The following is a 24,414-nucleotide window of genomic DNA, read 5'->3' as shown; positions in this document are numbered from 1 at the left end:
CTCCCTCGTGAACGTCAAAACGCTCACCTCCTTTAGGAAGACATCGTGAACAACCCCTACGCCCCGAAGCCCGTCAAGAAGACCACGCGCGAGATCCTCTTCGCTCCCGAGGTCTACGCCGACGAGCCCGTCCGTCCCCGCGCGCGCGCCGAAGAGGCGGCGCAGGCGGAGATCGCGCGCCTCCGCGCCGAGCTCCGCGGCGAGACCCGCGCGCTCCGCGCGGCGGTGAACCGGCCGAAGAAGGAAGAGGCGCCCGAGCTCGCCGCCCAGCTCGCGTCGCTCCGCGCGATGGTGGCGGAGCTCGTCGCGGCGCAGACGACGCAGAGAGAGAGAGACGAGATCACCACCGCCATCGCCGCGTGCGGCGTCGAGGGCCCCGCCGCGGCGGCGCTCGCGCGGATCGCGAACGCGAAGAAGTCGGGGGAGAAGGTCCGCGCCGCGCTCGCGTCGATGATCGACACCGCCGCCGCGCCGTGGGAGCTCGCGGCGGAGGGGCCGGTCCTCGTCGGGCTCGTCGGCCCCGCCGGCGTCGGCAAGACCACGACCGCGGCGAAGCTCGCCGCCCGCGCGATCATGGCCGGCAAGAGCGTGGCGCTCGTCTCGTGCGACGCCTTCCGCGTCGGCGCGATCGACCAGCTCGGCAAATACGCCGACCTGATGGAGGCCCGCTTCCACACCGCGATGAACCAGGACGAGCTCCTCGACATCGTCGCGACCGAGACCGCGGACGTCATCATCGTCGACACGGTCGGCCGCCCCGTCGAAGCGTCCGCGACGGAGGCGCTCCTCGGCGCCGACGACGTCCGCGCCACGCGCGGGCGCAAGGTCGAGGTGCTCCTCTGCGTCCCCGCCGCCATCCGCGCCGGCGACATGACGCGCGTGCAATGCGACTTCGCGAACGCGAACCCGACCGGCCTCATCGTGACGAAGCTCGACGAGACGTCGACGCCCGCCGGCGTCATCCACGCGTCCTTCGCGACGAAGCTCCCCATCACCGCGGTGTGCAACGGCCAGCGTGTCCCCGAGGACGTCATGGCCGCCGAGACGCGGACGCTCGTGGACGCCCTCTCGCCGAGCAAGGTCCAATGAGCGCGGCGGAGAAGATCCCGGCGCCGGCTCCAAAACGGAGGCTCACGCGCGCCGACTACGACCGGTACTTGCCGCTCGTCCGCCGCACCGCGATGAAGCTCGCGCGGCGCCTGCCGAGCCACGTCACGGTGAGCGACCTCGTCAGCTACGGCTGGGTCGGCCTCTGCGACGCGTTCGAGCGCGCGCCGGAGGGGATGACCGAGGACGAGTTCGAGGCCTTCGCGATGTTCCGCGTCCGCGGCGCCGCGCTCGACCACCTCCGCTCGCTCGACCCCGCCACGCGCTCGGCCCGCGCGATGTCGCGCAAAGTGGCCAAAGCGATGGGCGAGCTCACCTCGAAGAGCGACGGCAAGACGCCCGAAGAAGAGGACGTCGCGCGGAAGCTCGGGATGAGCGTCGCCGACTATCGAACCGCGATGGAGAAGCTCGGCAAGTCCGGAATGGACAAGCTCGAGATGCTCGACATCGACGAGACGCCGGTCGCGACGCCGGCCGAGCTCCAGGAGGACCTCCTCGGCAAGAAGCAAATGCAGGCCGTGGTCGCCAAGGCGATCAAGCAATTACCGGAGCGGCACCAGCTCGTCCTCGCCCTCTATTACCAAGAAGAGCGCACGCTCCGCGAGATCGGGACCATCCTCGATATTTCGGAGTCGCGCGTATGCCAGATCCATACGGAGGCCGTCCACCGCCTGCGCGCGGCGGCGGGGAAGGAGTGATCGAATGAGCCGCGGTCTCTATGTCGCGCTCTCCGGCGCCGTCGCGCAGGAGCAGGCCCTCGAGGCGACGGCCCAGAACATGGCCAACGCCACGACGGCCGGATATCAAAAGATGCGCCCGATCTTCAACGAGGCCTTGCGCGGCGCGACGCGGAGCGGCCAGGCGCTCCACTACGGCGCGGTGAACCGCACCGCGCTCGACACCACCCGCGGACCCATTCGCGCGACCGGGAATCCGGCCGATATCGCGCTCAAGGAGAACGAATACCTCGCGGTGACGACGGCGCGCGGTGAGCGCTACACCCGCGCCGGCGACCTCAAGATGGGCACCGACGGCGTCCTCCGCGCCGCGGGCCAGCCGCTCGTGCGCGAGGACGGAAAGCCGATCCAGCTCTCGCCGAGCGAGGGCCCGCCCGCGATCACGGCCGACGGACAGGTCACGCAGAAGGGCGCCGTCGTCGCGCAGCTCAAGGTCGTGAGGCCGAACGAGGGGACCACGTTCGTGCACGAAGGCAACGGCGTCCTCGCGTCGCGCGGGAACGTCAGCCAAGTGGCCAATCCCGAGGTGGAGCTCGGCGTCGTCGAGGAGTCGAACGCGTCGGTCGTGAGCTCGATGACGGACATGGTGCAGGCGTCGCGTACGTTCGACGCGTTCAAGCAGATGCTCGACACCTTCAGCGAGTGCGACCGCAAGGTCCTCACCACCACGCCGGGCGCGACGGAGTAATCGCGTATGGGCATCGGCGCGATCGGCGGCAACAGCGCCGCGCTCCACGCGGAGCGCCCGAAGCGGGAGCCCGTTCCGGTCGAAGCCCAGCGCACGGCGGTCACGCGCGCGGACATCCGCGGCGCGATCGCGCGCGCGCACGAGAAGGTCACCGGCAGGGCGCCGTCGGCCGCGCTCCTCGACACGCTGACGGCGCAGGCGTCGCTCGAGACCGCGAGCGGCGCGTCGATGTACAACTACAACTTCGGGGGCATCAAGGGCGGCGCCCCCGGCACGAACGAGACCGCGCGCCTCCGGACGAAGGAGGTCAAGGGCGGCAAGGAGGTCGAGGTCCGCGACGGGTTCCGCGCGTATCGATCGCTCGACGCCGGCGCGGAGGACTACGTTCGCCTCATGCGGAGCCGCTTCGGCGCCGCGGTCGATCGCGCCGAGGTCGGGGACATCAACGGCTTCGCGCACGCGCTCAAGCAAGCGCACTACTACACCGCCGATGAAGCGAAGTACGCGAACGCGCTGAACGTGCTCTCGGGCAAGCCCGCCACGATGACGCAGGTGTCGAAGCCGCCTGCGCTCGCCAACTTCAGCGACACGTTCGGAGGCGGATTGGGAGCTTCGTCGTCGAGCGACTTCGCGGACACCGTCTCTCTGGGCCGCGTCTTCGACGCCATCGCGCGTCATCCTGTCCGCGCTGCCGACGACGACGACGACGACGAGTGATTGGAGCGATCAGGTGGCCCTGAAATTGTCCGCGCTGCCTGGATCGCGGCCGGAGCGCGCTCGACGCGAATGCGCAATTCGTCGCGCAAGTAAGCGCGCTCGAACGACGAAAATACTCGTGAATCTCTGATGAAAGAGCGCGGTACGCCGGTTGCTCGGACCGCCGCCCATGCGCAGAGCTTCGGCGGTTTCGCTCCTCGTCGGGTTCCAGATCCTCACCGCGTGCGGCGGCAAGCTCGCCGACGACGGAGAGACCCCCTCCGGCGTCACGGTCCCCGACGCGCGGACCGAACCGCGCTCGGACGACGACGACGCGATCGCGTTCCCCGACGTGCCGGAGGAGGTCTGTTCGATCGCGGGTCCGCGCGGCACGTTCCACGAGGAGACCGACGGCTTTCGTATGGGCTTGGACGCCGAGCACGTGACGGTCTTCGTCGACGACGGGGAGCTCTCGCTCCAGTTCTCGCGTCCGACGGTGCACGGGTTCGATCCCGAACGCGGAGCATCGCGCACCGACGACGGGTGGACGTACATGATCGCCGCGACGTCGAGCTCGTCGCGTGAGCCCTTCACGCGCATCGGTACGCCGGAGCCGGTCGAGGTCCACGGCGTCATGAGCTGGGCGAGGACCTGTTACGCGGACGGGTCGGAGGAGGGCGGCGGAGGCGGCACCCCCGGCGGCGATCCCTGGACCGGCCAATTGACGATCACGTCGCGCACGGAGGATCGACTGACGGGCGTCCTCGAGGTGAAGCCGTACGGCGACGCCCTCACGCGGATCGTCTTCGACGCGCCGATCCGGTCGCCGGACGACGACGGCGCGTGCTGCATCGAGCCCTGAGCGACGCGACGAAGTGAGGTAGGCTCGCTGCCTGGCGATCGTCCTCGCGTTCCTCTTCGCGTTCGTCCTCGCGTTCTGCGGGACGATGGCGCTGCCTGGTCCCTCCGGCGTCATGGTCGTCACGCGCGCGATCGAGGGGCGCTTCACCGAGGCGCGGAAGATCGGCCTCGGCGCGGCGCTGCCGGAGGCGACGTACGCCGGGATCGCGTTCGCGTCGTCGTCGTCGCTCCTCGACGCGCATCCCTCCGCGCTCCCGATCGTCCGCGCGCTCACGTCGATCGTGCTCATCGCGGTCGGCGCCACGTTCGTGCGCTGGCGGCCGCAGGAGACGCCGGGCGCCGCGCCTGCGAGCGGCCGTGCGCGCGGCGCCTTCGCCCTCGGCTTCTTCACCGCGCTCTTCAATCCGGTCGCGATCGTCACCTGGGCGACGACGGCGGGCGTGCTCACGTCGCGCGGCCTCCTCGCGACGAGCTATGCGCTCGGGCTCCCGTTCGGCCTCGGCGTCGTCGCGGGGATCAACGGCTGGTATGCCATCTTGCTCGTGCTCATGACGCGATATCACGATCGCATTCCGCGTCGATTCTTCACCTGGCTCATCCGCGGGATTGGCGGTTTCCTCATCGCCTCGGGGTCCTGGACCGCGTTCGGAGTCCTTCGAAACCTGATCCGCTGAGCGAGCATCGAATTCCCAATGGCGAAGGAGCATGTCCTCTTCATTCACTCGACCGGCGTGGGGCCGTTCCTTTGGTCGGGTGTCCCGGTCGCGGCGGTCGGCGGGCGGAACATGCTGCTCCCCGCCAACCTCGGCTACGCGCCGAACCCCACCGTCGAGCGCGGCGTCACCGTCACGGTGGAGGACGAGACGCGGCACCTCCTCGCGCGGATCCCCGACGACGGCGCGAAGGTCCACGTCGTCGCGCACTCGTATGGCGGGCTCGTCGGCCTCTACGTCCTCGAGGCGCTCGGGTCGCGCGCGGCGTCCGCGTTCCTCTTCGAGCCCGTCCTCTTCGGCGCGCTCGCGAACGACGAGGCGTCGGACCCGGAGGCGGTCGCGCAGGCGAAGGCGTTCGCGTCGCATCCCACGTTCGTGCTCGACCTCGAGAGCGGCGGCCGCGAGCCCTGGCTCGAGACGTTCGTCGACTACTGGAACCGCCCCGGCTCGTGGAAGAAGCTCCCGCCGATGATGCGCGAGCTGAGCCTCGCCGCGGGGTGGAAGATGTTCCAGGAGGTGCGCGCGTGCTTCTCCGACGATCGCCCGTTCGCCGACTGGAAGCTCGAGGTCCCGGCGACGATCGTGCGCGGCGAGCGCTCCACCGTCGCCGCGCGCGCGATGGCGCTCGCCCTCGCGCGCGGCCGCCCGAACGCGACGCTCGTCGACCTGCCGGGGGCTCCCCACATGGCCCCACTGACGAAGCCGGAGCTCGTCATTTCCGAGGTTTCCTCCCATTTTGCAAGGCTGAGCTAGCCCGCCCCTTCAGGACTCCGGCGGCGGGCCGTTGTCCATGGGCGATGGAACCTCTCATCTCGTCTCCGCCGCCGAGCATGGGCCGCGCGCGTACGATGGCCGAGCTCGAGGACCATCGCGCCCGCCTCGAGGAGGCGCTCACCGATCTCCGGAGCACCCAGGCGCGCCTCCTCCAGGCGCAGAAGCTCGAGGCGATCGGCCAGCTCGCCGCCGGCATCGCTCACGAGATCAACACGCCGACGCAGTACGTGACCGACAACGTCGAGTTCCTCGCGCGCGCGTTCGATCGCCTGAAGGACCTCGTCCTGACGTCGCGCGCCGTGATCGAGGCCGCGCGCGCGGGGGAGCTCACGCCCGAGCTCGTCGCGAGCGCCGCCGCCGCCTACGACGCCGGACGCGTCGACTACGTGCTGAAGGAGACGCCGCGCGCGATCGAGTCGTCGATGGAGGGCCTCCACCGCGTCGCGCACATCGTGTCGGCGATGAAGGACTTCTCGCATCCGAGCGGCGGCGAGAAGGTGCCGTGCGACCTCAACGAGTCGATCGCCACCACGATCACGGTCGCGACGAACGAGTGGAAGTACGTCGCCGACGTCGAGACGTCCTTCGATCCGGACATGCCGCTCGTGAAGTGCCTCCGCGACGAGATCAACCAGGTCGTCTTGAACCTCATCGTCAACGCGGCCCACGCGATCGACTACGTCACGATCGGCGGCTCGAACGGCAAGGGCGTCATCCGGGTCGAGACGCGCCACGCCGGCGGCTGGGCCGAGATCCGCGTGTCGGACACCGGCTGCGGGATCCCCGACGCCGCGCGTAATCGGGTATTCGACCCGTTCTTCACGACCAAGCCGGTCGGGAAGGGGACGGGGCAGGGGCTCGCGATCGCTTATTCCGTCGTCGTCGACAAACATCGAGGCGAGATCGGCTTCGACACCGCCGTCGGCGTCGGTACGACCTTCATCGTCCGGCTTCCGGTCGACATCCACGAGGAGCGTCCTTCGACGCTATGGGCACCATTGAGGCAACTGGTATGAAAGTCCTATTCGTCGACGATGAGCCGCGCGTTCTCGAGGGCATTCAGCGAATGCTCTTCGACGCCGCGGGCAACTGGCAAGTCGCGACCGCGACCAGCGGCGCGGAGGCGCTCGAGAAGCTCGCCGCGTCTCCCTTCGACGTCGTCGTCACCGACATGCGCATGCCGGGGATGGACGGCGCCGCCCTCCTCGCCGAGGTGCACCAGCGTTATCCGTCGATCACGCGCATCGTGCTCTCGGGCCAGACCGAGCAGGAGCACGCCTTCCGCGCGCTCGGGACCGCGCACCAGTTCCTGAGCAAGCCGTGCAGCCCGAAGATGCTCACCGAGGTGGTGGAGAACGCCTTCTACCTCCGCGCGCTGACGCCCAACCGCCGCGTCGCCGAGCTCGCCTCCGCGGTGCAGCGCCTCCCCGCGATGCCGCGCGTCCACAGCAAGATCCTCCAGGTCATCGCGAGCCCCGACGCCTCGCTCCGCGACGCCGCCGACCTCGTCGCGCAGGATCCCGGGCTCTGCGCGAAGGTGCTGCGCATCGTGAACTCGGCCTTCTTCGCGCGCGGCCAGATCGTGCGCGACGTCCGCACCGCGACCGCGCGGCTCGGCCTCGACCTCCTCCAGGCGGTGGTCCTCACCGAGTTCGCCGCGACGGGCATCCCCGCCGCGAAGCTCGAGGCGATGCACCGCGCGTCGCTCGACGCCGCCGCGCTCGCGACGCGCATGGTCGGGCCGGAGGAGCAGCGCACCGCGTACACCGCCGCGCTCCTTTGCGACATCGGCGCGCTCGTCCTCGAGCAGGGCGCGCCCGATGAGGTCGCCGCCGTGCGCGCGCACGCGGAGGAGTTCATGGTCCCGATCCACGTCGCGGAGAAGGAGCTCCTCGGGTCGAGCCACGCCGACGTCGGCGGCTACGTCCTCGGGCTCTGGGGCGTCCCGCCGATCATCGTCGACGCGGTCCTCGGTCACCACGAGCTGCCGCGCACGGCGTCCTTGGTGACGACGGCGGTGTACGTCGCGCACCAGATCGTGAGCGGCGACGTGGTCGATCCGGCCGCGGTGGCGCGCCTCGGCCTCGCGACGAGCGTCGACCGGCTCCGCGATCAGTACCTCGCCGAACGAGACGCCGCGTGACCCGACCGGGCGCGTACTCGGCGATCGCCGCCGACGCGCCCTCCGTGCCTGCGTCGTGGAGCTGATCGCGCGGATGATCGCCGGCGTGCGCGAGCCGGTCCGCGTCTATGCGAACGGCTGAGCCCGAAAAAAAGAATTCAAGGAACGAAGCAAAATACCGTTCCCCAGAATGTAGCGAGACGATGAAACGCTACGAACCCTCTACAAGATAACAGGAAGAAAAAAACCATGGGCCTCAGCGTCAATACCAACGTTACTTCGATGAACGCGCAGAACCAGATGGCGAAGTCGCAGGAGGCGCTCAAGACGTCCTTCGCCCGCCTCGCGAGCGGTATGCGCATCAACAGCGCCGCGGACGACGCCGCCGGCCTCGGCGTCGCGAAGTCGATGAACGCGCAGGTCCGCAGCTACGCGGTCGCGGAGCGCAACACGAACGACGGCATCTCGATGCTCCAGACCGCGGACGGCGGCGCGGAGCAGGTCCACGGCCTCCTCACCCGTATGCGCGAGCTGGCGGTGCAGGCGTCCAACGGCTCGATGAGCGCGAACGACTACGCGAACATCGACAAGGAGTACCAGCAGAACCTCCAGGAGATCGACCGCGTCACGTCCTCGGTGCAGTTCAACGGCATCAACCTCCTCTCCGGCGCGACCGCGTCGAAGAGCTTCCAGGTCGGCATCGGCACCGCCACGACGGACCGCATCAGCGTCGACTTCGGCGGCGTCGACTCGACGAGCCTCTCGGTCAACGCGAGCAAGGTGGACAGCTTCGACGACGCGCAGGCGGCGATCACGTCCCTCGACGCCGCGATCCAGACCCTGTCCGGCAAGCGCGCGCAGTTCGGCGCGAGCATGAACCGCTTCAGCGCCGCGGTCACGAACCTCCAGTCGATGCAGACGAACACCGCCGCCGCGCTCTCGCGCATCCAGGACACGGACATCGCGTCGGAGACGGCGAACCTCTCGAAGAACCAGGTCCTCTCCCAGGCCGGCGCCGCGATCCTCTCGCAGGCGAACCAGACGCCGCAGGTCGCGCTCTCGCTCCTCCGCGGCTGATCCCCAAACCCCTGACCGAGGGCTCCCCGGCGCCGAGGGTCGCCGGGGACCCCCTCGCATCTCCCTGATGCAATAGCCACCCTCGCGGAGCACGTGTTCATGCCGATTCAGCTCTCCGGCCTCGCCGGCTTCGACTCTGCGAGCCTCGTCGATCAGCTCGTCTCTTATGCCCAGAAGCCGATCGTCCAGCTGAACACCAAGAAGGGGCAGGTCGACTCCGCGTCGCTGACCGTGAATTCCTTCTCGACGAAGCTGAACGCCTTGAAGACGGCGGCCACCGCGCTCGCGACCCCCTCCGGCTTCGTCTCGATGGCGGCGACCTCCTCCGATACCGCGCTCGTCGGCTCGGTGACCGGGAGCGCGGCCGCGGGCACGTACGAGGTGAGCGTCCAGCAGCTCGCCAAGGCGCAGAAGATGCGCAGCGACGCGCAGCCCTCGTCGACGACGCCGCTCGGTCAGGCCGGCACGCTGAGCCTCCAGATCGGCTCCGGCGATCCGGTCGACATCGAGATCGTCGAGACCGACACGCTCACCGACGTCGCCGCCAAGATCAGCCGGAGCGGCGCCCGCGTCAGCGCGGGGATCATCAACGCGGGAGGCTCCTTTCACCTCTCGCTCCAGGGGCTCGACACCGGCGCGAGCAACGCGATCACGCTCACCGAGGGCGGCAGCATCGACCTCGGGCTGACGAAGCCGGCGAACCTGGTGGACGTCGCGCAGGACGCGAAGCTCACGGTGGACGGTCTCGCCGTCACCCGGTCGACGAACTCGGTCGCGGACGCGATCCCGGGCGTCACGCTCGCCCTCACGAAGACCACGACGGCGCCCGCGACGATGACGATCGCGAGCGACTCGAGCGCGCTGAAGACGAAGCTGAACGCGTTCGTCAGCGCCTACAACGACATCGTCAGCTCGGCGCACCTCGCGACGGGATATGGCTCGACCAAGGCGCAGAACTCCGTCCTCGCCGCCGACTCCGCGATTCGACGCTGCCTCGACAAGGTGAGCGCGCTCGTGACGGGCCAGGTCCCCGGCACCTCGACGAGCCTCTTCCGCTCGCTCTCCGCGGTCGGGCTCAGCACGTCGAAGGACGGCTCGATCGCGCTCGACGCGGCGAAGCTCGACGCCGCGCTCGCGAAGGACCCCGCCGCGGTGAGCCGGCTCTTCGTGACCGACGCCCAGACCGGCGCGACCGGCCTGATGAAGACGCTCGCCGACACGATCTCCGACCTCGTCGGGACGCAGGGCCCGGTGAAGACCCGCATCGACGCGCTCGCGGCGCAGAGCAAGCGCCTCACCGCGTCGATGGAAGAGAAGCAGAAGCGCGTCGACGACTACGCGACCGGCCTCAAGAAGCAGTTCGCCGCGCTCGACCAAGCGATGGCCAAGTACAACGCGATGTCCGCCAGCCTCGGCGCGATCACCAAATTCGAATGACCCTCCCTCTCGCAAGAAACCCCGCCATGACGAGCCCGCTGATCTCCGTGACCGCCGCCGCCTCCAAGTACCGCGGCGTCCAGCTCCAGACGTCCTCGCCCGCGCAGCTCGTCGTCATGCTCTACGACGGGATCCTCCGCTTCGTCACCGAGGCCCACGCCGCGATCGAGACGGACGACCGGGCCCGGATGGGCGATCGCGTCGGCCGCGCCCTCGCCATCGTCGACGAGCTCACCGCGACGTTGGACCCCAAGTACGCCCCGGAGCTCGCCGAGAACATGACGGCGCTCTACGGCTTCTGCAAGCGGCGGCTCTACGAAGCGAACCTCCACCGCGACCCGCAGGCGCTCGCGGACGTGAAGACCGCGATCGTCCCGCTGCGCGACGCCTTCGCGAGCATCTCCGGCAAGTGACCGGGATCACGCGGCCTCCGGCAAAATCGATAAATTCATCGGTCCGCCTACATCCCCTCCCTGAAGGGCGCTCGAGGCGGGCCGTTCCTGTGGTGGCGATGGCGAACCTGCTCCTCCACAGCCTGTCCGAGCTCGACGAGATCGTCCTCGGGCTCGTCGACCGGTGCTCCCCCCGCGCGATCCTCGAGATCGGCTCCGAGCACGGCGGCTTCTCGCAGCAGCTGCACGATCGCTGCGCGAAGGCAGGCACGAAGCTCCACACCGTCGAGCCGTTCCCCGCGCCGGCGGTGGTCGAGCTCGCGAAGACCTCCGAGACGCTCGAGCTGTACGTCGACAAGAGCATCCCGCACCTGCTCCAGCGCGGCTGCGGCGCGGACTTCGTCGTCGTCGACGGCGACCACAACTGGTTCACCGTCTACAACGAGCTCACGCTCATCGCGAGGTCGTGGGAAGAGAAGGAGATGACCGGCACGATCGTGCTCCACGACGTGTCGTGGCCGTGCGCGCGCCGCGATCAGTATTACGATCCGGCCGACATCCCGGCGGAGGCGCTCCATCCGTATTGCTATCAGCAGGGCGTGACGGTGGGCGTCGACGAGATGGTCGACGGCGGCTTCCGCGGCGAAGGGGCGTTCGCGTACGCGGTGAAGGCGGGCGGGCCGTGCAACGGCGTCCTCACCGCGATCGAGGACTTCGTCGCCGACAACCCCGGGTGGACGTACCGCTCGATCGACGCGGTCTTCGGCCTCGGCTGCCTCACGCGCGCGGGCACGCGCGAGGACGCGATCGCGGCGGAGGTGTTCGCGCCTTATCAAAATAGCCTCGTCGGCCGGCTCGAGGCCAATCGCCTCGCGCTCTACTTGAAAGTCATCGAGCTCCAGGACGCGCTGAAGAAGGTGGCGGCGTGAACCAGGCCACGATCGCGACCCCGTCGCCGAACGTCCGCCCCGCCGTCCGCGCGAAGGAGCTCGCGACGCTCCTCGACGAGCACCCGGAGATCGAGGTCCTCTCCCTCGACTGCTTCGACACCATCCTCTGGCGCAACACCGCCGCGCCGGTCGACGTCTTTTACGATCTCGCGCATCGCCCCGCGTTCGCGAAGTGGGGAATCAACGCCCGCCTGCGCGTGACGTCGGAGGGCCGTGCGCGCGATCTGAAGACCGCGCGCACGGGGCTCCCGGAGGTCACGCTCGCGGAGATCTATCGCGCGGCGTTCCCGGCCCTCCGCGACGCGGACGTGGCGGAGCTGGCGGCCGACGAGCTCGCGGCCGAGGCGGCGGCGTGTGTGCCTCACCCCGAGACGATCGCGCTCATCCGCGCCGCCGCGGCGCGCGGCCTCTCCGTCGTCGTCGTGAGCGACACGTATTTCACCGAGACCGAGCTCCGCGCGCTCCTCGCCGCGACGCTTCCGGCCGACGCGTATTCGGCCATCGCGCGCGTCTTCGTCTCCTCCGCGATCGGCAAGCCGAAGGCGGGCGGGATGTTCAAGCCGGTGCTGGACGCGCTCGGCGTCCGCGCGCGCGACGTGCTCCACGTCGGCGACAACCTCCGCGCCGACTACGTCGCGGGCAAGGCGATCGGCATGAACGCCTGCCACCTCGTCCATCACGGCCCCGAGGTGGAGGAGGTGCTCCGCATGCAGACGACGGCGGCGAGCCTGCTGATGCCGGCGCTCCGCGAGACCGCGGCGCTGCCCTCGCCGTTCCGCGGGCTCTTCGCCGCGGAGATCGGGGAGGACGATCGCGACGCGGTGCGCTCGCTCGGATATGCCGCGCTCGGCCCAGTGCTCCATGCCTTTGCGCGCTGGCTCGGCTCCGAGCTCGATACCCTACGCGCGGCGGGCAAGCGCCCCAGACCGATATTCCTACTTCGTGATGGGTATTTGCCAGCGCGCGTCTGCGCGGCGGTGGCCGGCGCGGAGGTCGGGCCGTGCGTCTCGATCAGCCGATTTGCGTCCTTCGCCGCCTCGTTCCGGAGCGCGGCGGAGATCGAGCGCTACGTCGCGGCGTGGGCCGGCGGCGGCCGCTTCCTCGACGTCGCGCGGCAGCTCCTCCTCACCGACGACGAGGCGCGGATGATCATCGCGCGCACGCGGAAGGCGGAGCGCCCGGCGGAGGCGTTCGTCCGCGAGGTGATGAAGCCGAAGATCGTCGAGCTCGTCGTCGCGCGCTCCGCCGCCTACCGCGCGCGCATGTTCGCGCACGTGACGACGACGGCGAACGTCGAGAAGGGCGACACGCTCGTCTTCGTCGACCTCGGCTACGAGGGCACGGCGCAGCGCCAGCTCGAGCCGGTCTTCCGTGACGAGCTAGGCGTCGACGTGCAGGGCCGCTACCTCATCGCGGCGCGGGTCCCCGGCTGGCAGTCCACGCGCAAGGGCCTCCTCGATCCGTCGTGGTGCGACGATCGCCTCATCTCCACGATCGTCACGTACGTCGCGCTCCTCGAGAACCTCTGCGCCGAGGACGCCGGCAGCACGATCGACTATGCCGCCGACGCCTCCGGCGCGCCGATCCGCGCGCGGTCGCTCGTCGCGAAGGAGCAGAGCGCGCGTGTGGCTCCGGTGCAGGACGCGTGCGAGCGCTTCGCTCGCGACGCGGAGGCCTATTTCTCCCGCACCGGCCACGCGGCCTCCGTCGAGCAGCTCCGCGTCTACGCGGCCTCTGCGCTCGCCCGCATGCTCTTGCTCCCGACGCGCACGGAGCTCGACTACCTCGCGGGCTTCTGTCTCGACATGAATCTTGGCGCGGACGACAACCTGGCCCTGTTCGATCGCGAGCGCGGCCTCGAAGGCCTCCGCCGCCAAGGCCTATTTTTCCTCGGCTCCGAGCGCGCGGACTCGAAGGCCGCGCGCATCGCGGGCCCGGTCGAGCTCCGCGCGGCGAGCCTCACGCTCTCGCTCGCGATGGTCGCGCAGCAGCGCTTCGGCCTCGAGATGACGCCGAACGACATGACGCACCGCCGCGAGCCGCTCGGTATCCTGGCGCTGCGCGGCGACGTCCCGATCCGCGCGCAGGTCGAGGCCCGCGCGACGCACGACGGCTACTTCGCCGCGGTGGTCCCCTACGGCGCCGAGGACACGGCGCTCGGGTTCCTCCTCGGCGAGCGGAGCGCGTGGGTCCAGGTCGAGAGCGTGACGCGCATCGAAGCGAGCGCGCTCTACACGTCGCGCGAGACGGAGCGCTCCGAGGACGTGAGCGCCCACCTCCACGCCGAGGGCCTGACCCGCCGCGCCCCCGGCCTCTTCGAATGCACGACCCCCGAGGGCTTCCTGCTCCTCGCCGCCCCGCCGCCCCCCAAGCGCGACACCCGCTACGTCTGCCGCATCGTCTTCCGCCCGGTGGCGCCGCGCGTCGCCGCCTGAGCCGGCGACGTTCGTTCATCGTCGACGGGTATAAGGGATTCTACTTAACGACGATTTAGTCGATTGACGAAGGCTTGTCGAGCAAGCATAGTGTCGCCATGTCGAGAGCTCGGGGGCGGGCGGCCGGCGTGGTCATCACGGCCATCACCGCGCTCTACTGCATCGTCATGGGCGCTTGTGCGAAGCCCCTCGTCGTGTTCCACACGCCGCCGGCGGCATCGCCTGTCGACGAGGACGCCGGCATCGAGCGCGCGGTCCCGAAGGGAACTCGTTATTGGACCGCGTCTGCGTTTGTCGAGGCGCGGAATGTCGGGATACTCGCCGGTTCGTCGGACGACTTCATCGTCACGGTAGAGGTTGGGGTCCCAACCCGCGAGGGACCGCGCACGTTCGAGGTTCCGCTCTTCTTGGTGCGCGATCGCGCGATCGAGGGGAGCTCGAATATCGACGTGTTGCGGCACGCACCCATCGTCGAGAACGCGCGAGATCAGCTGTCGGTGAAGCTCAAGGTCAAGTTGATCCCGAACAAGGAGCTTGGAAAGCAGGTACGGCACGTACTGCAGACGCTCACCGACTCGAAGCTCACCAACATTGCGAAGGACTACACGACCGCCCTGATGGTGGCCGACTCGGCGAGCAAGATCGTCGACGGCATGCTCGCGGATCAAGAGAAGAGCCCACCGAGCTCGCTCACGGTCTGGCTCGATTCGAAGAGCGTGCACGACTCATCGGAGGCGATACAGGTCTACGTCATCGCGCCAGGAGACGAGCTCACGAACCCGAATTACAGAACGATCAAGCCATTTCGGCCATGTGCGGACAAGGCTCAAGCGATCTGCTACGGAGCGGACAAGGGCGATGCCGGGACGTACGAGAACACGCGTGTCACCGACCTGTTCTACGTCTCGCTGACGTTTCACGCCGACGACACGGTCTATGATCCAGGCGCTCTCCTCCTCTCGCCGCAGTCGGACTGCTCCGAGATTACCCGTCCGAGGATCGAACGAGTTCGCGCGCATATCGAGAAGACCGAGGACTCCTTTGCGGCGGAGGATGTCGCGATCGTTCGACAGACGCTCAGGATGGCCGAGCTGTATCTGCAGGCGCGCGAGCTCGTCGCCGAGGGCGACTTCGCGCGACTGCTGGACGTTGCGTCGGAGAGTGGGCTCACGGCGGAAGGCCTCAGTCGACGCGCGAACCGCTTCGATGAAGTTCGCATCGCGGTATCGAGCTGCAACGCCGAGTTCTGGGCTGCGGTTCCGGGTCGAGACGTCGCGGCCGCGTTCGCGATCGCGCGTGATTCGCAGTCCCGCAAGACGCAGCCATCCGCTCCGGGCGTGCCGGGGGCGAACGAGGTCACACCCAAGCAGGGCGACGCGGGCGATGGGACGGGCGAGGAGGACGATGTGCGCGTGCTCGACGACTATGCGGTCGTCCTTCAGCGTCTGAGCAACATGGTCGGCGAGGTGTACTCGCCCTTCGCGTCGTCCTCGCCGATCGGACGTGGGCGTCTGGCGAGGATCCTCCACGATCGCGCTCACGCCATCGCCATCCGTCAGCTGGCCTTGGTCGAGCAGACCGCCGACTGCGATGCGAAGGCTGCTCTCTTGCAGGACAAGCGGATCTCCGGTGCGTGCGACCGCTGCGCTCAGAAAATCGAGGAGTGCCTCGCCAAAGTTCGTAAGCCGGATCCGGCGAAGACGGCGGAGGTGAGCAGCAAGTCGAGCAACCTCCGTGCTGAAGCAGAGAAACGTGTCGAACAGCAGACGGTGACCGCGTTGAAGTCGCCCGATGCGTGGCAGGCCGATGCGATCGGTGCGCTGCTCGTTCGAGACGCCGACGGCGCCATCGAGGCCTTTCGTTCCGCTCAGGTGGCGAGGCCGGGGTACGGCCGTGCCTACGAGATTCAGAGGTTCTTACTCGCGCAGAAGGCCGCCGGATATCTGGCGTGTGACAACTTCGCTGGATGGGAGGGCACCTATCGCGTCATTCTTCGCTCTTTTGCCGATGGGCTTCCCGAGTCTGGGCGCGCGAAGTTGGAGGAAGAGGCCGCGATTGTCGTGAAGAAGCAGCCTTCGACGCCATGCAAGCACTGATGGGCGCGCCAACACGTTTCCGAGCGGTGAACAGACAATGAAAAATCGACGCGTGCACGGCCTCGCGGTCTCGGCCGGAGCCTTCTTCGTCGCCGCTCTCTCGTCCGGACGCGCCAGCGCCTGGACGTTTCCCGAGCACGTCACGATTGGCCAGCGAGCGGTCACGAACCTTCCGCGCTACTATTTTTCGACCCCGCTGATCTCGATGCGCAATCGCCTTCCCTTTGCCGGCGCTGCCTGGGCGGTTTCGAGCGATTTGATCATCGACCTTGGAGGTCAACTCGGCTGGTCCTACCACCCGGCAGACACGCAATCGCGCTTTCTTGGTGGTCTCAGCCTATCCGCGAGCATGGGCGCGAAGATCTTCCCTTGACGGCTACTGGTCGTCGTCGGGCTCTTCTTCGAACTCGTCGTCGACGATCGCGCCCTTCTGCGCGGTGGTGGGGGGTGTCATGGCTTCGAGGAGGCCGCGCTGCATTTGCTCGAACATCTGGCCGATCTCGAAGGAGCCGGCGGCGCCGAGGGGGCCGGCGCCGCCTTGGAGCTGGCCGGCGAGCTTCTCGAGGAGCGTGGGGTCGATCGCGCCGCCGCCCATCATGCCCATCAGCTGCTGTAGGTCGAGGGCGGCCTGGCCGCCGGGCTCCATGAAGTCGTCCTCCTCTTCCTCGTCGTCGGCGATGACGTCGCCGAGGGCGATCCACATGCCGTCGTCGGCGGCGGCGCGCACGACGTCGTCGTAGGTCTGCGGCTCGTCCGGCTCTGCGTCGTCGGGGAAGAAGAGGAAGCCGCGCGGATCGTCGTGCACCTCCGGGAGCGCGACGCCGAACTGCGCGAGCCAGGTGCGCGCCTCGGTCGGGTTCTCGGCGAAGAGCGCGTAGGGCTGGAACGTGTGGAGGAGGAAGGAGCCGTCGGGGAGCTCCTCGGCGTAGATGCCCTCGTCGTTGTCGCCGTCGTCGAGGTCGAGGAAAGGAAGGATCATCGCCTTGTTGCGCGGGCGGAACAGGGCGATCGCGTCGACGGACTCGCTCTCGCTCTCGGTCTCGCTCTCGGTCTCGGGCTCGGACATGGCCTCGGACTGTACACGCTTCCGCGAGGGGCGCGAGACGCGGCGCTGCCCGAAGGGCGCGCACACGAAGCGACGGTCGCATGGAGAGGACGCCGCGTACGAGAGGAGCTCGCAGCGCCGCACGCGAAGAGGTCGAAGTACGAGACGAGGTCGTGCGCGCCCAAAGAAAGCAGACCGTCGCTGCGGTGTTGGGGCTTATGCTGGCGCGCATGACGAACGCTAGCGCAGACATCGGCCTCATCGGTCTGGCAGTCATGGGCGAGAACCTCGTCCTCAACATGGAGTCGCGCGGCTACACCGTCGCGGTCTACAACCGCACGGTCGAGAAGGTCGACGCGTTCGTGAACGGGCGCGGCAAGGGCAAGAAGTTCGTCGGCGCCAAGTCGCCCGCCGAGCTCGTGAAGGCGCTCAAGCGGCCGCGCAAGATCATGATCCTCGTCAAGGCCGGCAAGCCCGTCGACGCCGTCATCGACGAGATGCTGCCGCTGCTCGAGGCGGGGGACATCCTCATCGACGGCGGCAACACGCACTTCCCCGACACCGCGCGGCGCATCAAGGCCGCGAACGCGAAGGGCGTGCTGTTCGTGGGGGCGGGCGTGAGCGGCGGCGAAGAGGGGGCGCTCAAGGGGCCCAGCATCATGCCGGGCGGGAACGAGGACGCGTGGCCGCACGTGAAGGAGATCTTCCAGGGCATCGCCGCGAAGGTGGAGGGCGGCGCGCCGTGCTGCGACTGGGTCGGGCCCGAGGGGGCCGGGCACTTCGTGAAGATGGTGCACAACGGGATCGAGTACGGCGACATTCAGCTCATTTGCGAGTCGTACAACCTGATGCGGGACCTCGCGGGGCTCGATCCGAACCAGCTCGGCGACGTGTTCGCGACGTGGAACAAGGGCGTGCTCGACAGCTACCTCGTCGAGATCACGGCCGAGATTTTCAAGTACGTCGATCCCGAGACGAAGAAGCCGCTCATCGATTTGATCCTCGACACGGCGGGGCAGAAGGGGACCGGGAAGTGGACGGTCGACAGCGCGACCGAGAACGGGATCCCGCTCACGCTCATCAGCGAGGCGGTGTTCGCGCGGAGCTTGTCGGCGCAGAAGGAAGAGCGCGTGCGCGCGGCGGAGGTGCTGAAGGGACCGAGCGCGACGCCGGCGAGCGACAAGCAGGCGTTCATCGACGACGTCGAGCAGGCGCTCTACGCGAGCAAGCTCGTGTCGTACGCGCAGGGCTACGCGCTGATGGCGGCACAGGCGAAGGCGAGCGGCTGGAAGCTCAACAACGGCGGCATCGCGCTCATGTGGCGCGGCGGCTGCATCATCCGGAGCGCGTTCCTCGGGAAGATCAAGGACGCGTTCGACAAGAACGCGGCGCTGCCGAACCTCCTCGTCGATCCGTATTTCGCGGAGCAGATCCAGAAGGCGCAGGCGGCGTGGCGGCGGGTGGTGGCGGCGGGCGTGACGAACGGGATCCCGCTCCCCGCGATGAGCAGCGCGCTCTCGTACTTCGACGGCTACCGCACCGCGCGGCTGCCCGCGAACCTCCTCCAGGCGCAGCGCGACTTCTTCGGGGCGCACACCTACGAGCGCACCGACAAACCGCGCGGCGAGTTCTTCCACACGAACTGGACCGGCCGCGGCGGCACGACGTCGAGCACGACGTACAACGCCTGAGCGCGCTCGGCGCGCGGGTGGAGATCGAGTGCTGGGCGTCGCGCTGACGCTGCGTCAGCCGCCGTCGAGCGGTATCACGTTCGGGTCCCTCGTTCCGCAGCCGACGCCGCCGTCCGGATCCTTCGCGCATTCGTAGACGTGCACGTAGTCGACGGTCATCTCTTGCGGGAACGTCGTTGCGCCGTTCGGAGCGCCCGGCCAGTTGCCGCCGACGGCGACGTTGAGCATGAGGCGGAACCGTCGATCGAATGGCGCAGGATAGGGGTGGCCGGGCGTGAACCAATGCCGTTGCGTCGCGTAGTGCTTCTCGTCGACGAACCAGCGGATCTCGTCGCGCTGCCATTCGATCGCGTAGACGTGGAACTGAGTCCATGCGTCCGGCACCGGTGTCGTGACGTCGCCCTTCTCGTGGGCCGGGCCACCGAAGTGGAGCACGCCGTGGACCTCATTCTGAAGACCGCCGCCGTCACCGAGATTCACGGCCTGCACGACGTCGATCTCTCCGCTCCGCGGCCACTCTCCGTACGCCGCCTCCGCCGGCAGCATCCAGAATGCGGGCCAGAGGCCCTGTCCGTGGGGGAGGCGGATTCGTGCTTCGATTCGGCCGTAAAGGAACGTGTCCTTCGTGACGAGCTTTGCGGACGAGTACGTTTTGCCCTGCGGGCCCGGCGGAGTGTCGTCCAGCGCCAGGATGTGGAGCTCGCCGTTCAGCGCGAACGCGTTCTTCGTCTCGGCGGTGTAGCACTGCATCTCGTTGTTGCCGCCGCCGTCGCAGCTGACCTCGCGCGTCCATTTCTCCGTGTCTTCGAACTCGTCGCTCCAGACGAGCCTCCAGCCGGTGGCGGGATCGGGAAGCTCCGGCGGTCTTGGCGGTCCTGGCGGCGTTGGTGGCCCTGGTGGCGCCGGCGCGTCGGGGTCGGGGCCGCCGTCGGCGGTGGGGAGGGCCGTGCCGAAGGAGCCGCACGCTGCTGCGATGAGGAGCGAGACGGGCCAGATGCGCATCTCTATGGTTTTAGCAGCCGGCTCTTCTTCGGGGGATCCACGACTTTGTGGGTCGCAAAATAGGCCTCCAGCGCCTCGAGATCGAGGACGCCGGGGGTGCGATCCTCGATCTTCGCGAGGGCGGGGTCGCGGTCGGCGACGAAGTTGTTCGTCGTGATCTTGAGGGTCGCGGTCGGCTTGATCGGCTTGCCGTCGAGGAGGAGGAGCGGCGGGTCCTTGCTCTCGCGGTCCCACTTGATGACGAGGCCGTCGGAGACGTAGACGCCGGCGCCGCGGAGCTCGCGGCCGAGGCAGGCGGTGAGGTCGGCGCCGGTGACCGTCATCGTGATGAGGCGGTTGCCGAACGGCTGCGCGGCGAAGGCCTCGCCGTAGGTGACGAGGCCGTCCTCCTTCTCCTCGCCGCTCTTCGCGTACACGATGTCGCTCCGGATGCCGGCCGCGTTCACGAACGCGACCTTCGCGCCGATCTTCTTCGTCGCGGCGAGCTGCGCGTCGGCGATCACGCGGCCGAGGGTGGACTCCTGGCCGTTGCGCGAGCCGCCGGCGAGGGTGCCTCCGATGCGGCCGATGACGCGGTTCTCCATCGGCGCCGCGGCGGCGGCGGCCTTGTCGACGATCGCTTGCACGGCGGGGTCCGGCGCGACGTCGTGCGTCACGGCGTGGTTGTGCGCGACGACGCGGGTCGGCTCCTTCGTCTTCGGATCGATGTCGAGGTCGATCGTGGTGATGACGCGGCCGAACGAGCTCGCGCTCGTGACGGGGCGATTGCCTACTTTGCAGTTGTATAGCTGGTGCGTGTGGCCGCTGACGACTGCCTTGTAGGCGGGATCGAGCTTCTCGGTGATGCCGACGATCGCGCCCTTGAAGTCGTTGCACTCGTCGAGCCCCGGCGGCCTCGAGTCCCCACCTTCGTGGATGAGGAGGATGATCGTGTTGGCGCCTTTGGCCTTGATCTCCGGGACGAGGGCGTTCGCGGTCTTCGCTTCGTCCGCGAAGGTGAGGCCGGCGACGCCCTCGGGGACGACCGAGCGCGGCGTGTCCTCGAGCGGCATGCCGACGAAGGCGATCGGGACTCCGCCGACCTCCTTGATCACGTAAGCGGGGAGTGGGGATTCGGCTCCGCGCGTGACGTTGGCGGCGAGCCAATCGAACTTCGAGCCGGGGAACTCTTTTTCGAATTTGCAGCCGTCCTTGGGGTGGCAGCCGCCGCGCTTGAGGCGGAGGAGCTCGTCCATGCCCTCGTCGAGCTCGTGATTGCCTATCGCCGTCACCCCGAGGCCGATCGCGTTCATCACCGCGATCGTCGGCTCGTCGTGGAAGAGCGCGGAGGTGAGGGGGCTCGCGCCGACGAGGTCGCCCGCCGCGACGACGACGGTGTTGGGATGACCGGTCGCGAGCCGCTTCAGGTGCGCCGCGAAATAGGCCGCGCCGCCGACGGGGCCGTCGACCTTCGGGACCTTGTGCGTGGGCGGCTTCAGGTTGCCGTGGAAGTCGTTGAACGCGAGGAGGCGCACCTGGATCGGCGCGGCGGGGGCGGCGGCGTCGGCGGCGGCGACCGGGGGCGGCGCGGGCGCGGGCGTGACCGGCGGCTCCGTCGGGCCGCCGCACGCCGCCACGAGAACGAGCGCGGCGACGAGCGCCCTAGAACTCATAGCGCGCACCGAGGGTGAACGAGCGGAAGCCGTTGCGCGTGGAGGCGAGGCCGAACTGGGTGGAGGTCGGCGCGCCTTCGCTCGTGTTGATGCCGGTCGCGGTCTCGAGCGCGAGGAGGTTGTTGATCTGCAGGTTGACGATCACGTGCTGCTTGATGAGGGTGTTGAAGTCGTACGAGACCATGACGTTCGTCGTGAAGAGGTCGGGCGTGCGGAACGTCGACCACGAGCGGAGGTCGCTGTAGGTCCCGAGCTGGCCCGGGTTCGCGGTGCCGGTGTTGGGGTACGAGCCCGGCTCGAAGCCCGTCGGGGCGCGGCGGACGCTGTAGCCGGACTCGTTGGCGGAGTAACTCTTGATCAGCGCGCTGCCGGAGCGCCAATTGAGGATGAGCCCGATCGTGAATCCGGGGAACGGGTGGAACGTCGTGCTCGTCTTGATCGCGTGTCGCGTGTCGACGTTCTGGAAACTTTGATAAAATGGCGCGAAGCGTGGGTTGTCGAACGCGCCCGAGCCGGCGTTTCCCATCGACTGCGAGAGCGTGTAGGAGCCCTGCACCTCGACGATGGGGAGCCTCGTCTCGAGGATGAGGTCGAGCCCCGAATAGCGCGCGGTCGAGGCCGGGTTGAAGCCGTAGAGCGTCATGCGCTGCGGAATGCCGTTGACCCAGCCGACCGTGCGCGTGCCGGTCGGGTCCATGATCGCGTTGACCTCGGCCGTCTCGTACTGATTGCGAATGTAGCGATACGTGTAGTCGGCGCGGATGAGGACGCCGTTCGTGAGCTCGCGGCGGCCCGAGACGAGGATCTCGTCCGCGCTCGCCGGGGTCTTGTCGAAGTTGAGGCGCGTGCCGGCGGAGCCGCCCGTCGTCTGCGCGAACTGGAAGCGCCGCGTCCGCTGGTCGTACTGCTCGACGACGCCGACCTGGCGCCGCGCCTGGTCGTACGAGACGACGCCGGAGAGCGTCGGCATCTCGGTCATGCGGCCGTACGAGACCTGCGCGATCGTCTTCTGATCGTTCGTCACGTCGGCGATGACGGAGAGGCGCGGGCCGAAGCCGTGCGCGGTGACGGCGACCGCGCTGTCGGTCGCGCGCACGGTGCCGACGTCCCAGCGGACGCCGGGGAGGACGGTGAGCCAGCGCCGCGGCTTGTAGCGGTCCTGGATGTACGTCGCGAACTGGTTGCCGCTCGAGTGGCCGGCGAAGCTGCGACTGTACGTGCGGCGGAAGCAGCCCGTGCCGGTGTAGTTGCCGCTCAGCGCGCCGGGGTTGAGCTGGGGGTCGAGGTCGCAGAGGCGCGTGTCGAGCGGGCCGCCGCCGCGATCGGTGTAGAATACACCGTAGCCGGTCGTGTCGTTCGGGCCGCTCGTGCCGCCGGGGTAGCTGAGCTGCGAGCGCTGCTCCGTGAACATGCTCTGGAGGCCGAACTCGGCCTCGTGGCGGCCGCCGAGCTCACCCGTCGCGGTGACGGCGGCGTCGAGCTGCGCGCGGCGGCGCGTGATGACGTTGTGGCTCCCGGCGTTGAACCAGCTCGTCCCGTCGTCCTGGTTCTGGTGGTTCGAGCGGAACCAGTCGTAGGGGACGCCGTTCGTGAGGTCGCTCGAGTCGATGCCGCGGAGGCCCTGCGGGCCGGTCTCGATCGTGCTCTCGTTGCCGCCGATCATGACCTTCGTCGCGACGTGTTTGTTCGCCTGCCACGCCCACTCGAGCGTGCCGCGGCGGCCGCCGGCGAAGCGGCCGGTCTGCGAGTAGGGCGTGGTGGAGTTCGCGCTCGCGCCGGTGTTGCCGTCGTAGTCGGCGTGGGTCGGATCGAAGAAGCTCTCGACGTGGATGCGATGCGCGGGCGTGGGGACGAACGTGACGCCGCCGAGGATGTAGATCGACTCGAAGACGGTGCTCGGCGCTTGCGCGTTGCGGGGCGGACCGGCGGGCTGCACCGAGCTCGAACGCTCATAGCGGATGCCGGCGTTGAAGAAGAGGCGGTCCTTGAGGATCGGACCTTGCGCGTTGACGTTCAGCTCGTAGCGGCCTTGCTTCGGCTTGATCGCGCTGTAATCGAACGGCTTCGACCCGTCGTAGATCTGCGAGCCGTACGTGTCGTAGTCGACGAGCTCCGACGGCGCCCAGTACGCCGCGGCGGAGCCGTGGAAGTTGTTCGTCCCGCGCCGCGTCTGCACGGTCGTGATCGCGCCGAGCGCGTTGTACTTCGCCTCGAAGCCGCCGGTCGTGAGCTGGACGCTGTCGAGCGCGTCCATCTGGAAGCTCGCCGTCGCCTGGTTCGTGACGGGATCGGTGATGTCGAGGCCGTTCACGAGGAGGCGGTTGTTGTTGAGCCGCCCGCCCTTCACGCTCGGGTTGCCGCCGCTCGTCGTCGCGCCCGGCACCTGCGCCGAGATCGCCTGGTACGCGCGGGAGACGGGGAGCTGGTCGGTGCGCTCGCGCGCGTAGATCTGACCCGTCTGCGGCGAGTCCGGGTTCGTGAGGCGGCGCTCCTCTTCGACGACGGTCGTCTCCTCCTGCGCCGCCTCCGCCGACCACACGATCGTGACCGGCGTCGCGGCGTCGGGGTTGACGACGACGCGCCGCTTGAACGGCTTGAGGCCCTCGTAGGTGACGACGAGGTCGTAGGTGCCGGGCGGGATCTGCGTCGCCTCGAACGTCCCTTCTTCGTTCGTCTGCACGACCATCTTCACGCCGGAGCCGCCGGAGACGGTGACGACGGCGCCCGGGATCGGCGCCTTCGATTGCCCTTCGATGACGGTGCCGGTGACGCGTCCCGTCGCCTGACCGATCGCGAACGCGTCGGCGGTCGCGAGCGCGACGCCGAGCCCCACGGCGAGGGCAAAGAAGCGAGAAAGACGCATCCGAAGCGGCGGCACCGTGGCGATGTGCCGCCGTGGCGTCAAGCGCCATACCGCCTCCCGTCGAATTCGCTACGTG

The 24,414-nt window shown here is 68.8% G+C and carries 21 protein-coding genes; 17 read left to right on the top strand and 4 right to left on the bottom strand.

Going from position 1 to position 24,414, the window contains the following annotated elements; genetic code table 11:
- Positions 1-45 precede the first annotated feature (45 nt).
- The 16 genes from KF837_15980 to KF837_15905 all read left to right on the top strand — a co-directional run bounded on the left by KF837_15980 (position 46) and on the right by KF837_15905 (position 16,458).
- Positions 46-1,089, top strand: a complete 1,044-nt coding sequence (locus KF837_15980; protein MBX3228820.1) for a hypothetical protein — start codon at positions 46-48, stop codon at positions 1,087-1,089.
- Positions 1,086-1,805, top strand: coding sequence for an RNA polymerase sigma factor FliA (fliA, locus tag KF837_15975; protein MBX3228819.1), 720 nt, complete (start codon positions 1,086-1,088; stop codon positions 1,803-1,805). The genes KF837_15980 and fliA overlap by 4 nt, the downstream gene beginning before the upstream one ends.
- Before the next feature lie 4 nt (positions 1,806-1,809).
- Entirely contained in the window at positions 1,810-2,532 is a 723-nt protein-coding gene (locus KF837_15970) for a flagellar hook basal-body protein (protein MBX3228818.1), read from the top strand.
- Between the two features lie 6 nt (positions 2,533-2,538).
- Positions 2,539-3,249: a glucosaminidase domain-containing protein gene (locus KF837_15965; GenBank protein MBX3228817.1), complete on the top strand. Its 711-nt coding sequence runs from the start codon at positions 2,539-2,541 to the stop codon at positions 3,247-3,249.
- A gap of 169 nt (positions 3,250-3,418) precedes the next feature.
- Positions 3,419-4,090 (top strand): hypothetical protein, encoded by a 672-nt coding sequence (locus tag KF837_15960; protein ID MBX3228816.1) that lies wholly within the window; start codon positions 3,419-3,421, stop codon positions 4,088-4,090.
- A gap of 85 nt (positions 4,091-4,175) precedes the next feature.
- Positions 4,176-4,763 carry a LysE family transporter gene (locus tag KF837_15955; protein ID MBX3228815.1) on the top strand — a complete coding sequence of 196 codons (588 nt, stop codon included), beginning with the start codon at positions 4,176-4,178 and terminating at the stop codon, positions 4,761-4,763.
- An 18-nt stretch (positions 4,764-4,781) separates the two neighbouring features.
- A complete protein-coding gene (locus KF837_15950) occupies positions 4,782-5,555 on the top strand; it encodes an alpha/beta hydrolase (protein MBX3228814.1) in 774 nt (257 codons plus the stop codon).
- A 44-nt stretch (positions 5,556-5,599) separates the two neighbouring features.
- Positions 5,600-6,592, top strand: a complete 993-nt coding sequence (locus KF837_15945) for a hypothetical protein (protein ID MBX3228813.1) — start codon at positions 5,600-5,602, stop codon at positions 6,590-6,592.
- Positions 6,589-7,719 carry an HDOD domain-containing protein gene (locus tag KF837_15940; GenBank protein ID MBX3228812.1) on the top strand — a complete coding sequence of 377 codons (1,131 nt, stop codon included), beginning with the start codon at positions 6,589-6,591 and terminating at the stop codon, positions 7,717-7,719. Before KF837_15945 ends, KF837_15940 begins: the two co-directional genes overlap by 4 nt.
- 228 nt (positions 7,720-7,947) lie before the next feature.
- Positions 7,948-8,775, top strand: coding sequence for a flagellin FliC (locus tag KF837_15935; protein MBX3228811.1), 828 nt, complete (start codon positions 7,948-7,950; stop codon positions 8,773-8,775).
- Positions 8,776-8,874: 99 nt separating this feature from the next.
- Positions 8,875-10,212 carry a flagellar filament capping protein FliD gene (fliD, locus tag KF837_15930; protein ID MBX3228810.1) on the top strand — a complete coding sequence of 446 codons (1,338 nt, stop codon included), beginning with the start codon at positions 8,875-8,877 and terminating at the stop codon, positions 10,210-10,212.
- A gap of 26 nt (positions 10,213-10,238) precedes the next feature.
- Complete coding sequence (gene fliS, locus KF837_15925) at positions 10,239-10,625, top strand: flagellar export chaperone FliS (protein MBX3228809.1); 387 nt, start codon at positions 10,239-10,241, stop codon at positions 10,623-10,625.
- A 98-nt stretch (positions 10,626-10,723) separates the two neighbouring features.
- Entirely contained in the window at positions 10,724-11,533 is an 810-nt protein-coding gene (locus KF837_15920) for a class I SAM-dependent methyltransferase (protein MBX3228808.1), read from the top strand.
- Entirely contained in the window at positions 11,530-13,989 is a 2,460-nt protein-coding gene (locus KF837_15915; GenBank protein ID MBX3228807.1) for an HAD family hydrolase, read from the top strand. The genes KF837_15920 and KF837_15915 overlap by 4 nt, the downstream gene beginning before the upstream one ends.
- A 128-nt stretch (positions 13,990-14,117) precedes the next feature.
- Complete coding sequence (locus KF837_15910; GenBank protein ID MBX3228806.1) at positions 14,118-16,085, top strand: hypothetical protein; 1,968 nt, start codon at positions 14,118-14,120, stop codon at positions 16,083-16,085.
- 52 nt (positions 16,086-16,137) lie between these two features.
- A complete protein-coding gene (locus tag KF837_15905) occupies positions 16,138-16,458 on the top strand; it encodes a hypothetical protein (protein ID MBX3228805.1) in 321 nt (106 codons plus the stop codon).
- A gap of 3 nt (positions 16,459-16,461) precedes the next feature.
- On the opposite strand, the gene KF837_15900 is transcribed toward KF837_15905, so the two are convergent.
- On the bottom strand, positions 16,462-17,151 hold the full coding sequence (locus KF837_15900; protein ID MBX3228804.1) for a hypothetical protein: 690 nt from the start codon (positions 17,149-17,151) through the stop codon (positions 16,462-16,464).
- A 209-nt stretch (positions 17,152-17,360) separates the two neighbouring features.
- Here KF837_15900 and gnd point away from each other — a divergent pair, with 209 nt between their 5' ends.
- Positions 17,361-18,821 (top strand): decarboxylating NADP(+)-dependent phosphogluconate dehydrogenase, encoded by a 1,461-nt coding sequence (gene gnd / locus KF837_15895; protein MBX3228803.1) that lies wholly within the window; start codon positions 17,361-17,363, stop codon positions 18,819-18,821.
- A gap of 54 nt (positions 18,822-18,875) precedes the next feature.
- On the opposite strand, the gene KF837_15890 is transcribed toward gnd, so the two are convergent.
- From KF837_15890 to KF837_15880, 3 genes are read right to left on the bottom strand one after another with little or no spacing between them, the layout of a single operon-like run.
- Positions 18,876-19,823, bottom strand: coding sequence for a glycoside hydrolase family 16 protein (locus KF837_15890; GenBank protein MBX3228802.1), 948 nt, complete (start codon positions 19,821-19,823; stop codon positions 18,876-18,878).
- A 2-nt stretch (positions 19,824-19,825) separates the two neighbouring features.
- Positions 19,826-21,475 carry a bifunctional metallophosphatase/5'-nucleotidase gene (locus KF837_15885; GenBank protein ID MBX3228801.1) on the bottom strand — a complete coding sequence of 550 codons (1,650 nt, stop codon included), beginning with the start codon at positions 21,473-21,475 and terminating at the stop codon, positions 19,826-19,828.
- Positions 21,465-24,338, bottom strand: a complete 2,874-nt coding sequence (locus KF837_15880; GenBank protein MBX3228800.1) for a TonB-dependent receptor — start codon at positions 24,336-24,338, stop codon at positions 21,465-21,467. Before KF837_15880 ends, KF837_15885 begins: the two co-directional genes overlap by 11 nt.
- Positions 24,339-24,414: the final 76 nt, after the last annotated feature.

It is taken from the genome of Labilithrix sp., from assembly GCA_019637155.1.
Taxonomy (GTDB): Bacteria; Myxococcota_A; Polyangia; order Polyangiales; family Polyangiaceae; genus Labilithrix.
This window is presented reverse-complemented; position numbering and strand designations above follow the sequence as displayed.